The 13,288-nt window shown below is 57.0% G+C and carries 8 protein-coding genes and 1 tRNA gene; 6 read left to right on the top strand and 3 right to left on the bottom strand.

All coding sequences use genetic code 11. From position 1 onward, the window contains the following. Positions 1-19 precede the first annotated feature (19 nt). From M9920_15275 to M9920_15260, 4 genes are all read left to right on the top strand, one after another. Positions 20-1,333: a Gfo/Idh/MocA family oxidoreductase gene (locus tag M9920_15275; protein ID MCO5053638.1), complete on the top strand. Its 1,314-nt coding sequence runs from the start codon at positions 20-22 to the stop codon at positions 1,331-1,333. Continuing rightward, the gene (locus M9920_15270) at positions 1,273-2,262 is read left to right on the top strand and encodes a sugar phosphate isomerase/epimerase (GenBank protein ID MCO5053637.1); all 990 of its coding nucleotides are present in this window, start codon (positions 1,273-1,275) and stop codon (positions 2,260-2,262) included. The genes M9920_15275 and M9920_15270 overlap by 61 nt, the downstream gene beginning before the upstream one ends. Before the next feature lie 177 nt (positions 2,263-2,439). Next, positions 2,440-4,551, top strand: a complete 2,112-nt coding sequence (locus M9920_15265; protein ID MCO5053636.1) for a DUF6259 domain-containing protein — start codon at positions 2,440-2,442, stop codon at positions 4,549-4,551. Positions 4,552-4,886: 335 nt separating this feature from the next. After that, positions 4,887-4,964 (top strand) — tRNA-Pro (locus tag M9920_15260). A 619-nt stretch (positions 4,965-5,583) separates the two neighbouring features. On the opposite strand, the gene M9920_15255 is transcribed toward M9920_15260, so the two are convergent. After that, a complete protein-coding gene (locus tag M9920_15255) occupies positions 5,584-6,423 on the bottom strand; it encodes a protein phosphatase 2C domain-containing protein (GenBank protein ID MCO5053635.1) in 840 nt (279 codons plus the stop codon). Next, a complete protein-coding gene (locus M9920_15250; GenBank protein MCO5053634.1) occupies positions 6,420-6,818 on the bottom strand; it encodes a serine/threonine protein phosphatase in 399 nt (132 codons plus the stop codon). Before M9920_15250 ends, M9920_15255 begins: the two co-directional genes overlap by 4 nt. Before the next feature lie 302 nt (positions 6,819-7,120). On the opposite strand from M9920_15250, the gene M9920_15245 reads away from it, so the two are divergent. Continuing rightward, positions 7,121-8,158 (top strand): glutamine synthetase beta-grasp domain-containing protein, encoded by a 1,038-nt coding sequence (locus M9920_15245; protein ID MCO5053633.1) that lies wholly within the window; start codon positions 7,121-7,123, stop codon positions 8,156-8,158. Positions 8,159-8,317: 159 nt separating this feature from the next. Beyond that, entirely contained in the window at positions 8,318-11,749 is a 3,432-nt protein-coding gene (locus M9920_15240; GenBank protein MCO5053632.1) for an AsmA family protein, read from the top strand. A gap of 84 nt (positions 11,750-11,833) precedes the next feature. On the opposite strand, the gene eno is transcribed toward M9920_15240, so the two are convergent. After that, on the bottom strand, positions 11,834-13,126 hold the full coding sequence (eno, locus tag M9920_15235; protein MCO5053631.1) for a phosphopyruvate hydratase: 1,293 nt from the start codon (positions 13,124-13,126) through the stop codon (positions 11,834-11,836). Positions 13,127-13,288 lie beyond the last annotated feature (162 nt).

Below are 13,288 nucleotides of genomic sequence, written 5' to 3'. Positions count from 1 at the left end.
CGGAAAACAGCTACAGTCTATGAATAACTCAAAATCTTCTGGTTCAACACGGCGCGAATTTCTCGGCCAATCGGCGCTCATCGCGGGCGCACTGGCCGCTCCCGCCATTCTCACTTCCAAAGCGTTCGCCGCGGACGACACGCCGCTGCGCGTCGGCCTGGTGGGCTGCGGTGGTCGGGGCACCGGTGCGGCGGGTCAGGCGTTACAGGCGGACCCGCACGTGCATCTGGTCGCCATGGGCGATGCGTTCGCGGAAAAAATCCAGCCTGCGTTGCAAACCCTGCGCACGGTGGCTGACAAGCAAGGTTTTCCTGAACGGATCAAAGTCACTCCCGAGACCTGCTTCGCGGGTCTGGACGCGTACCAGAAAGTGATTGATAGCGGAGTGGACGTGGTGCTGCTTTGCACGCCGCCGGGATTCCGCCCGCAACATTTCAAGGCGGCGGTCACCGCGGGCAAGCATGTCTTCTGTGAAAAGCCGATGGCCACCGACGCCACCGGAGTGCGTTCCGTGATGGAAACCGCCAAGCTGGCCCGGCAGAAAAACCTCTCGGTGCTCGCCGGGTTTTGCTGGCGTTATGATTATCCCCGCCGCGAACTGTTTCAGAAACTGCACGACGGCGCGATCGGCGACATCCGCTCCATCTACGCGAATTACTACACCAGTCCGGTGAAGCCCATGCCGGCGGCGGAGACCCGCCCGAAAGACATGGGCGACGTGGAATGGCAGGTGCGCAATTGGTATAACTTCGTCTGGCTCTCCGGCGATGGTCTGGTGGAACAAGCCTGCCACAGCGTGGACAAAATCGCCTGGGCCATGAAAGATGTGCCGCCGCTTAAAGCCGTGGCCGTGGGCGGACGCCAGATTCCCAACCACCAGGGCAATATCTACGACCACATGTTCGTGGTGTACGAATTCGAAAACGACGTGCATGCGTTCCTCGGGCAGCGGCAGATCAGCAACTGCTTCTCCGAAAACTCGGATTACATCATGGGCGCGACTGGTTCGGCCAAAATCACCTGGGCCGCCGGGCCGGTGATTCATGGCAAGGAAAACTGGCGCTTCCGCGGGCCGAAGACCGACATGTATCAAAACGAACATAACGAGTTTTTCGCCGGCATCCGCAGCGGCAAACACATCTTTGACGCGGATTGGATGGCGCAAAGCACCTTGATGGGCATCATGGGACGCATGGCGGCTTACACCGGCCAGGAAGTCACCTGGGAGGAAGCGTTGAACTCGAAGGAGTCCATTGTGCCGGCAACATTGGATTGGAAAATGCCACTGGCGATTGCGCCCATGGCCGTTCCCGGGATGACCCCATTGATCTGACCTACAACCACCCCGATACCGTCATGAAGTTTAACGCCAACCGACGTAACTTTCTAAAAACCACCGGCGCCGCCCTGGCGCTGGCTGGCTGGTCGCCCACATGGGCTTGGGCCGCGAACCAGTCCGCTCCCGCCGGCCGCAAGCGCGCCAATCTCAAGGCGATCATGTGGGACACCATTGACGTAAAAGGCAGCGTGATGGAACGGATGCAAGCCGTCAAAGCCGCCGGTTTTGAGGCCGTCGAGATGGCCAGCCACATGGATCAGAAGGAAGTGTTGCAAGCACGGGAAGCGACCGGGTTATCCATCGTCAGCGTGTGCGGCGCGAAGCATTGGGGCGAACCTCTGTCCAGCCCGGACGCCAAAGTCCGCGCGAGTGGGTTGGCCGCGTTGGAGCAGACCATTCGTGACGCCAAGGCCTACGGAGCGACGTCCATTCTGCTCGTGCCGGGGGTGGTCAACAAGGACACGAACTACGAACAATGCTGGGAACGCTCCATCGAACAAATCCGCAAGGCCATTCCCCTGGCCAAGGATTCCGGCGTCACCATCTCCATTGAAAACGTCTGGAACAACTTCATCACCGAGGTGCATCAGGCGATGGAATATCTGGACGCCATCAATTCGCCGCAGGTGGGCTGGCACTTCGACGTGGGCAATATCATCCGCTACGGCGATCCCATCGAGTGGATTCAAACCCTGGACAAACGCATCATCCGGGTTCACATCAAAGAATACAGTCGCGACCGCGCCATGCGCGCCGGGGACGTCTGGAAAGGCTTTGGCGTGCCGCTGTTGGAAGGCGCAAACAACTGGCCGGGAATTATGAAAGCGCTCGATGGTGTGGGTTACACGGGAGCGCTCATCACCGAGCAAGGCGCGAGCCTGCCGGATCTGTCGCACGCCCTTGATCGCATCCTCGCTGCTTAGCCAGACCCGGTGGTTGGTGACAAACCAACCTCCGACATATTTCTCATTCTGGTCATGGCGGCGGCAATGGATAACCTTGGCGTGACGATGAAGCGCGCAGGAAATCAACCCCACAAATCAAGTGGCTCATCCAAGCGTCGGTTTGCCAGAACCAGGCGGAGCCTGATCTGTTTGTTGGTGGCCAGTTGCTTTGCACCCTCAGTTTTTGCGGCTGAACCGGGAAACCGCACGATCAGCGCCTGGCCGGAAAAATACGCCGTGCAAAAGGATGAAGCCGCGGGGCGGCTGCGCCTCAGCACGCCCTATTACACGGTGACACACGATTTGAAACGCGGCGGTGCGATCAGTGAAATCCGCCTCACCAACGGTCGCGCCACCAACCTGCTGATTCAGCCTCTGGCCATGCGCATTGAAACTGAAAACGGCACCCACTTCACGGATTTGCCGGACGACAAAGCCCGCGTCACACACCGTCAGGATGGCTTGACTGAAATCGTCACGGTGGAAAGTCGGCTCCTGGATGAGCGAGGGCGCGCGTCCGACGTGAGCGTCCGAACCGTTTTCGCGTATCACTGGGGCTATCTCAAAATTCACAGGGAATTCCTCAGTCCACCTGCCGGGGTCCAGGTGCGGGAGGTTTGTCCGATCACGATGGTTTTAGCTCCCAGCCTTTCTGATTACGGCTATCGCGAAGGCATCACTGAAGCGGAAGGCACGCCGGCCTTCTCTTTCGGCAGCAATCGTTGGGGAAAAATGCGCCGCAGCCATCCCGCCGATCCGCCGGTGACGCTGTCCTACGTGCCCCGTTCGCTGTTGTTTGCCGATGCGGGAGTTGAGGGCTTGGAATGGTTTGTAAGCTCGGATTTGTCCCAATGGGATTTGCAACTCACCGGCCAACGCGGTCAGGCGCGCAGCCAATTGACATTGCAGGATCAACCACCGGGAATTGCGGTGGCCATCGCCCCGTTCTTCAGCACCAATGCCACTGTGGTTTTATCCAATGCCTGCCAGTTTGATTTTTATCTAGGCCTCCCGCTCAAGGAGCAATCCGCGCGGTCGCCGTGGTTGCACACTTCGTTCAACCGCAATCGCGGCGCATGGGTGACGCCCGCGCAAATTCAGCGCTGGGCGGAATCCGGCATCCAAACCGTTCACTGTCATAACGACGGTGATTATTACGGCGACGGTTTATTCTGGCGGGACGGATCGTATCCGCCCTACCCTGACCTGGCGAAGTTTGATCAGGTGCTGACCAACTGTCATCAGGCCGGTCTCCGCACCGCCACTTATTTCTCGAATAAAGAACTCCACCCGAGCACCCCGGAATTTCAGGAGCACGGCATGGCTTGGGGACGCCTGAATCGCGCGGGCAAACTGCAGCATAATTTTTACGCCGGCACCAATGAATTCGGCGCGCAAATGTGCCTGCGCTCGGGCTGGCTCGAGTTCCTGAAACACTCCATTGATCGCGTGCTCGAAAATCATCCGTTGGACGGGGTTTATTACGATTGGAACGTCGCGCTTTACTGCGCCAACGGCCAACACGAAGGCAAAGCGCCGGGCGAAGCGGCGGCGGGTCACTGGGACATTGACGAGCTGCTCGACCTGATGGAATGGACGCGCCACCGCGTGGGGCCGAACGGATTGGTGATCATTCACGACACCACCACGCCCATGTTTAGTGTCGAAAATTTTTCCGATCATGTGGTCGCGAACGAATGGGGCTACGGCACCTGGAAAGACGATGGCCCGAAGTTGGAAGACCTGCCGCTGGAATGGTCGTTGGTCGGCGCGCGCTCACGCGGCGTCATCAGCTACGGACAATTGAACGCGCAATCGCCCCCGCGCCTGCACCGCTTGTTTGCCCAGCAAGCTCTGCTGAGCGGCGTCACGCCCTGGCCGGCCAGTCCCGCGACCTTTGAGTTGGTGAAGCAATTGAAACCGCTGGGCGATTTTCAATCCTATCGGTTTGCCGATTGGCGCAATCCAGCCGTCACGCTTGAAGGTGATCGTTGCGCCTCGGCGATCTACAGTCGTCCCGGCGAAACGTACGTCCTGCTCAGCAACCTCCAAGACCATCCGCAGGAAGCGCGCTGCGTGGTGCGACCGCAACTCCTGCCGTACCCGCTGCCGTCCCTCCGCCACGCCGCCATCATCCGCGACCCCGCGCCAGCCAGTTCGGACGCTCCCAAGACCAATCCATCCGGACTGGAGGTTGAAGCACTGGTCAATCAAGGCGTGCCGATCCTCCTCCCCGCCGACGGCATGGTGCTGCTCCAGTTGCGTTAAAGTAAGGTGACTTCGAAGTTAGCTTCCGCGCGCCAACGCCGTATGCGTAGCAACGCACTGTCGCGCCTCTTTGTGGAGAATGTTAAAGCGCAATCGAGCCACACGGATGCGGCCGGTTTTGGGAGTTTTCCAAATCAGCTTGCCGCGCATACGGATTCGCGCATAATGGTTTGCGGATTGGACGTGGCGCACGAAATTGGTCATGAATGTTTTTTACCATCACCGAACGGCGGCGGCGGAATGTTCCTTCACCTCACACGGTAGGGAACCGCAGTATGAAAAACGTGAATTGCAGAATTCAAAAGCCTGCGATTTCACCAATCAAATTAATGGTTCGGAGCGTAGCTCAGCCTGGCTAGAGCACTTGCTTTGGGAGCAAGACGTCGCAGGTTCGAATCCTGTCGCTCCGACCACTTTTCATCTTTTGACTCTCCGTGCCACGGAGTAACAAACGGCGACTTTGACCGCTGATATGGAAAAGCTACGTCAATTGCTATGCTGCCAGAAAAGGCAAACGCCTGCCCATGAACCCGGGTTTAAGAGCGTAAGACGCGATCAAAGTTCGTGGTGGTTTCTCCTTTTTTTGAGCCTGACCATATCGGCCGGGTGCGCAACGGGCCGGGTTCAATTTCAATTCCGAGATGCAGGTAATGGGCGCACCCTCAATGGTGTGGCAGGCGAATGGTATGAAGACTACACCCGTCCTTTTGATCGAACCATTTGGACACATCGGAAATCCGTCCCTCCATCCGGCGACGATGGAACAACGGAATTGATCAGCTTTAACGGCAGTCACCTTCACTTCTTTAGATTTCAGCGACCGGGGTATGACCCTGTTGACGGGTATCTGTCATGGGATGGTTTCGTTACCGGCCCAAGCCAGAAAATCGTCCCGACAAATCATGTAATTGTTATTCCGATGAATCCCGAGTCGAACTGGGGAAAATGACTGTATGGAGAGCGCAACCCTCGCTCCACCTTTATTGCTCTCTTGAGAGCAATTTAGATTACGAGTGCTCTAGTCATATCTCCTCAAATAACTTCGACGACCAGCGCCGTGGTGTTATCGCGACCGTCATTACGCACCGACTCCAACACCAATTCGCGCGCCGGATGGTAATCGGAACGTCCGGAGTTCGACCGGATTAAATCCAGAATGTGATGGTCATAAAGCCCCTCAATCAGGCCGTCGGAACAAATTAAAAAACGGTCGCCGGACTCGAAGCCCACCGCGCCAAGTTGCGGGTCAATGAATTGATTGCTGCCACCGAGGGCTTTTTGCAGGACGTTGCGACGCGGATGGGTGCGCGCTTCGCGTTCATTGATCTTTCCCTGGCGATACAGCCAGCCGACGTGGGTGTCATCGTGGCTGATCTGTTTGATGGTTTGATCGCGCTGCGACAAGTAATAAATCCGACTATCGCCCACATGACCAAAATACATCCACCCGGGAGTAAACCAGCACAGGCTCAGCGTCGTTTCCATGCCATCGCACTCCTCGTAGCTGCCGCCCAGGTAAGCCAGAGCGCGATGCACCTGGGTGAAAAGTTCGGCCAGAATATCTTCCGCGCCGATGCTCAAACCCGCGGCGCGTTGGGCAAAAGAGCGCGGTAGCAGCGTCGTGATTTTTTCCACAGCAACATTGCTGGCGTATTCCCCCGCTTTGGCGCCGCCCATGCCATCGCTGACGGCGAAGGCGAAGTCGGCCTGAGCCAATGAAGCTTCGCCAAACTTTCCCAGCCGTTGCACGTCTTGCGCGTCAAATCGCAATCCGAGAAAAGCATCTTCGTTGTTCTGACGGACGCGGCCACAATCCGTCCAGCCAAACCAGCGCAACGTGGGGGTGATCACTTCAGGGCTGGGTTGGCTCATTGCGGTTTGGTCTTGGACGCATCGCTCAGAATGGTGGCGAACTCAAAATCAATGAGGCAAAATCTTCCGTCCTGCTGGCGGTAAGTGATGTTGCGCACGTCGGGATCATCATGGCGGACGCCGTACTGTTGTAATTCGGCAAAAAGTTCCCGCACGCGGTCGGGATCCACGCGCTCGACTCGGGACCCACAATTGGTGGTGATAATCCGCAGCTTTTCGCGGTCCGCCTCCAAAAGGCGGGGCACAAAGGGGCAACCTTGAGCTTCCAGGTAGTTCAGCACCTGCACCTCGTTCTCAAAACGCTTCAGCGCATCCGACCCGTGATAGGTTTTTATCACTTGCCCATCGAAGGTCAGATTCACCGTGGCGCGCAAAGTATCTTTTACTTTCAGCATCCAGCCTGCGGCCTTTATTCCAACGGCATGGTGTCGCAAGCGCACGCTGGAGAAAAGCCTGAAACTGACTAAAAGCCAGGTCTGCATCCCAATCAACGCTCCTGCATGGCGGCGATAATTTATCATGACGGAGTGGCATCAACGATCTCCGCACTGGTGACGCGAAAAATGCCGCGTTGCGCAAAGTGCTTGCGGCACACCCCGGCACCTGCTGGAATGGAGTCGCGTAACTTGGCGTTGGGAAACGGGTCTTGGCTTCAAGTGACTGGACACCCCAGGTTGTGCGCACACACTACACACACATGGTTAAATTTAAATTGGAATATATCTGGCTCGATGGTTACGAACCCACAGCCAATCTCCGCAGCAAAACCCTGATCCGCGAATTCAAATCCTTTCCCACTCCCGCCGAACTTCCCCTCTGGGGATTTGACGGCAGCTCGACCCGCCAGGCCGAAGGGCGCAGTTCGGATTGCGTGCTCAAACCCGTTGCGTGTTATCCCGATAGCACCCGGCGCAACGGCGTATTAGTCATGTCGGAAGTGTTGATGCCCGACGGCAAAACGCCTCATCCCAGTAACAGCCGCGCGACCATTCCAGAGGACCCGGGCGCGTGGTTCGGATTCGAGCAGGAGTTTTTCCTTTATCAAGACGGCAAGCCATTGGGATTTCCGGAAACAGGTTTCCCCTATCCGCAAGGCCTGTACTACACCGGTGTGGGTTTCGACAGCATGGGCAGCATCGGACGCGAAATCATTGAAAAGCACGTGGACCTTTGTCTCGATGCCAACCTCAACCTGGAGGGAATCAATGCTGAAGTCGCCAAAGGCCAATGGGAATTTCAGATTTTCGGCAAGGGCGCCACCACCGCCGCCGATCAAATCTGGGTCGCGCGCTATCTGCTGATGCGTCTTTGCGAAAGCTACAAAGTGGACGTGAACTGGCATTGCAAGCCGTTGGGCAAAGACGTGGACTGGAACGGATCGGGAATGCACACCAATTTTTCCACGACTCACCTGCGCGAAGTCGGCGGCAAGGACTACTTTGAAGCGTTGATGGCCGCGTTTGACAAATATAAAAACGAACACATCGCGGTTTACGGCCCGGATAATCACCTGCGGTTGACTGGTCTGCACGAGACCCAGTCCATTGACAAATTCAACTACGGCGTCGCCAATCGCGGCGCCTCGATCCGCGTCCCGCACAGTTTCGTGAACAACGGGTACAAAGGTTATCTGGAAGATCGGCGGCCCAACTCACAGAGCGATCCCTACAAGGTGGCCAGTCGCATTCTGCGAACCATTGCCACCGTTCCGACTTCCGGCGGCAAGAAAGCCTGATGGCGTACTGTGAAAAGCGTCGCCACAAGTCTTGCCACTGTGGCTCGGCGCCTCGTCCGCCAACAATCCATTTGAAACTATCCGCCCAACCGCTAAGGTTGTTGGGCCGAGATGTTCCATCGGGCAATACGGAAAACGACACATTGCTTTAGGTTGATTATGGCTGACACAGGACTGAATTCGACTCCCGTTCGCCCCGCACGAAGCTGGCGGCGCAAACTCATCTGGATTCTAGGAAGCTTCGTAGTTTTGCTGGTTGCGGCGTACTTCATTTTGACCAGCTCAGCCTTCATCAAAGGCGTCGTGCTTCCGCGCGTCGGCCACGCACTCAACGCCGAATTGACCGTCACCGAACTCCAGCTTAGTCCGCTTTCGCAAGTGTCCCTCAAAGGACTCAAGCTGACGCCAAAAGGCCGGCCCCAGCTTTTGACGGCGGATCTGGTGCGCGTCCGCTATCACGGCTTCGCGTTGTTGCGCGGCAATCTGGAGGTTGACGAAATCACGATTGAATCCCCCGTCATCAATCTCAAACAACTTGCGGATGGATCGAGCAATCTGGACCCGTTGCTTGAGCAACCGACCGCGTCGAAAGAGCCGGCCACTACCGACGCGACAAAACCACTGGTTCTGAATCTCAAACAAATCACCATCAAGAATGCAACGCTGCGACGCGAGGTCCAGACCAAGGATGGCGGTACAGAAACCATGGCTTTGTCCGGATTAAATTTCACCGCTACCGACATAAAGAACGGCGGGGCGGGACGTTTGGAGATTTCCTCACAGCTCCAGATGGAAAACACGGCGGCAACCGGAACCGACGCGCTCGCCGCCACGCTCGCGGGTAAATTCGACTTTAATCTTGCTCCGACTTTGCTGCCGGATCATCTCATTGGAAAAGCGACTTTTGCCGTGCAAAACGCCAGCGGCAATTTTGCTGAAGCCGCCGGACTGGCCGCCACCCTGGATTGCGAGGTGACGCCGACGGAAGTGAAGCAGATCGCCCTGCAATTTCTCCAAGGCGATACCCGGCTTGCGCAATTGCACGTCGCCGGACCGTTTGACGCCGCCAAATTGGAAGGCAAATTAAAAGTGCAACTCTCCTCCGTGGATCGCGCCGTACTGAATCTGGCGGGCGCCATGGCCGGGCTTGATTTCGGTCCAACGGTCATCAACGCCAACAGCGAAATTCAGATTGAGAAAGGCGGCGAGAAAATTGCCGCGACCGGTCAAATCCAGCTCAATCCTTTTCAGATAACTTACGCCCAGCAAACCACGCCGAGGTTGGATTTGCGTTGCGACTACGACGCGGCCTGGAATCGAGCGACCCTCTCGGCTCTGCTCAAAACGCTCGATATCACCGGCACGCAAAACGGGCACGAATTGTTGACCGTTGCCTTGACTCAACCGATCAGTCTGGCGGTGGGCAGTTCCGCGACGGCGCTGAGCGATGCGGCATTGAATCTCCGCGTCTCGAATTTGAACCTGGCCGACTGGCAGGCTTTCGCAGCCGATTTATCGCCCGGAGGAGTGGTAAACGCCACGGCGCAAGTAACCGCGCAAAAGGGCGCGCAAGCCTTATCCTTCAACCTCGACACCTCGATCAATCAGCTCGCCGCCAAGGTGGACGACCTGAAGCTCAACGGCCTTGACGTGAAACTAACCACGCAAGGAAGCGTCACGGACCTGTCCCGATTCAAGGTTGATAAACTCCAACTCGATCTGACACAACACGCTCAACCCGTTTTATCCGCGTCGGTCAACGGCGATTTTCACAGCGACACGCAGGCTGCGAATCTACAAGTGACCGCTCAGGTCGCGGTGTCGGGATTACTCACCGTGCTGCCTCAGCAAGGAGCCGAATTTTCTTCCGGCACGCTGGAATTGCGCAGTCATCTCCTCAAAACGCAAACCGGCCAAACCACAACCGGCCAGCTCACGCTTTCAGATCTGCGCGGTCGTTACGCCGATTACCACTTCAACTCTTTCGGCAGTTCGGCGGATTGGGACGTGACCCTGCAAAATCAGGACGTGGTCATCCGTCAACTGAAGGGAACCTTGCGCGGCGGAGACACTCCCGGCGGCAACTTTGATCTGTCCGGGCAGTTGAATCTGACCACCCAAGCGGGCCAACTTTCGCTCAAACTCGCCGGGCTTAACCAAAATGGCTTGCGCCCGTTTCTCGAAAGTGCCTTGGGTGATAAAAAATTGCGGTCCGTTTCCCTGGACTCGACCGCATCGGTCAATGCTTCCGCGAACGGCGATATGTCGCTGAAAGGTGATTTTCAGGTGAGCAATCTGGTGGTCCAGGATCCGCAAGGTTCGCTTCCCACCAGTCCGCTTGCGGTCAAAGCGCAATTGGATGTGGGCGTGGCGAAGGCCGTCGCGCAGATTCGACAAGCGCAACTGACACTCACCCCGACCGACCGCGCCAAGAACCAGTTGAACCTGACTGGCAACGTGGATTATTCCCAGAGCAACGCCATCACCGGACAACTGAAGCTCACCGCCGAAACCTTGGACGTGACGCCGTATTATGATTTGTTCGCCGACGCCCCGACGAAGGCCACAACCGTTACGAACGTTGCGCCGCCCGCGACGCCAGGAAAAAATGTTGAACCTGACCCCGTCCAGCTACCGTTCCAAAATTTCACTTTTGAAGCGGCGATTCAGCGGCTCTACCTGCGCGAAATTGATGTTGAGAACCTCCAGATGACCGCGAAGCTCGACAATCATCAAATCACGCTCAAGCCAATGGCGTTGACTCTGAATCGCGCGCCGGTCAACGCAACCGTTGCCTTGGACTTGGGAACGCGCGGCTATAAATACGATGTCACTTTTCAGGCGCAAGACGTGCCGGTCGCGCCATTGGCCAATACTTTTTCACCCACCTATCGCGACCAAGCCGATGGTCAACTTACCGCCCAAGCTGACCTCAAAGGCGCCGGCGTTACGGGAGTCAGTCTGCGGGAACACTTGAACGGCTCGGCGCATTTCAGCTTCACCAACGCCAACATTCAGATTACCGGTCCCAAACTTCGCGCCATCATCACGCCCATCGCCCTCGGGCTGGGCGCGCCGGAACTGCTCGATTCTCCGTTGAATTATGTCAATGCCGACCTGCGCGCGGCGAACGGCCAGATCGAGATCCCGGATTTTATCGCGCACAGCGCAACGTTCATTGCCACCACCCGCGGAGCGATTCCGATTGCCGATGTGCTGGATGACTCGCCATTAAACCAGAACCTGGATATTTCATTGGCGGGACGAGTGGCAAAAAACCTACGCATCTCGAATCAGACGACCAACGATGCCTACGTGCAATTGCCCACGTTTGCGCGATTGACCGGCACGCTTGGCAGTCCGGATGTCAAAACCGATAAGACCGTGATTTTCGCTTTTACCGCCGGAACGATTGGCAATGTCATTGGCGGCAAGGCGGGCGGCGTGCTGGGTGAGGTCGGCGCGATTCTCGGCGGCAAACCCGTTGCGTCCGATTCGGCCAACGCGAACACGAACGCTCCCGCCACCAATGCTTCACCCGCTGATCCGGTCGGCGACTTGCTGAATCTCTTCAAAAAGCCAAAGAAATAAGCGATTGAATGCTTTCGCAGTGATAACGAAGAACCTCGGTGGAAAGCGACTTCCACCGAGGTTTTTGCAAAAGGATAGCTGATTTTATCGGCGCGCTTGGGGCAACGCACTGCGTCCGGCGTAAACGGCATTCTTGCCGAGGGTTTGTTCAATCCGCAGCAATTGATTGTATTTCGCCAGTCGATCCGAACGACTTAAGCTGCCGGTCTTGATCTGACCGCAATTGGTCGCCACCGCAATGTCGGCAATGGTGGCGTCCTCGGTTTCACCCGAGCGATGGCTCAAGACGGCGGTGTAGGCGTTCGTCTGGGCCAGCTCGACCGCATCCAACGTCTCGGTGAGCGAGCCGATCTGATTCACCTTCACCAAAATGGAATTCGCGGTGCCGGTATCAATGCCCTTCTTCAGGAACTTCACATTCGTCACGAAGAGATCGTCACCCACCAGTTGCACCTGGTCGCCGATCTTTTCGGTGAGTAATTTCCAATGCTTCCAATCGCCCTCGGCACAACCGTCCTCGATGCTGACGATCGGATACTTGGCAACCAATTTGGCGTAGAAGTCCACGAGCTGCGCGCCCGTGACCGTTTTGCCGGTGCTTTTCTTGAAGGTGTAAGTGCCGTCGTGATTGTAGAATTCCGACGAAGCCACATCCAACGCCAGATAGATCTGTTTGCCGGCCTTGTAACCGGCGTTCTTCGTGGCTTCCAGAATGGATTCAATCGCATCCTCCACGCTGTTCAGCTTGGGGGCGAATCCGCCTTCATCCCCCACGGCGGTGCTTAAGCCGCGCTTCTTGAGCACGCTCTTGAGCGCATGAAAAATTTCAGTGATCGCGCGCAATCCTTCCCCATAGGTGGGCAAACCGTGCGGCATGATCATGAACTCTTGGAAATCAATCGGCGCATCCGAATGGGCGCCGCCATTGATGACGTTGGCCATCGGCACGGGCAACACTTTGGCGTTCGGGCCACCGAGATACTTGAAGAGCGGCACCCCGAGACACTTGGCCGCCGCCTGAGCGTTGGCCAGCGAGACGGCGAGAATCGCGTTCGCTCCGAGCTTGGACTTGGTTTCCGTGCCGTCCAGCTTGATCATCGTGCGGTCCACAGTGAGTTGATCCAACGCGCACACGCCTTGCAGCGCGCCGGCAATTTTCGTGTTCACATTGGCCACGGCCTTTTGCACGCCTTTGCCGAGGTAACGCTTTTTATCGCCGTCCCGCAGCTCGACGGCTTCGTGCTCGCCCGTGCTGGCGCCCGAGGGCACGGCCGCGCGACCGATCCCGCCGCAGTTCAAAGTCAAATCAACCTCGACGGTCGGATTACCGCGCGAGTCGAGGATTTCGCGCGCCACTATTTTTTGGATTTTTGTCATGTTTCAATTTCGGTTCGGGGTTCAAGCCACCGCCCTGGCCGTGCGGCTTGAGGTAGCGTTTTCAACCTACCGGATCGCATGATAAAATCTGCGCGCAGCGGGTCAAGATTTCCCCACCGACCCCGACTGAAATTCCTCGCGATTAAACTTTTCCGGGAGCAT

The organism is Verrucomicrobiia bacterium (assembly GCA_023953615.1).
GTDB lineage: Bacteria > Verrucomicrobiota > Verrucomicrobiia > Limisphaerales > JADLHS01 > JADLHS01.
Note: the sequence above shows the minus strand (reverse complement) of the source record. Positions and strands in the feature narration are given on the sequence as shown.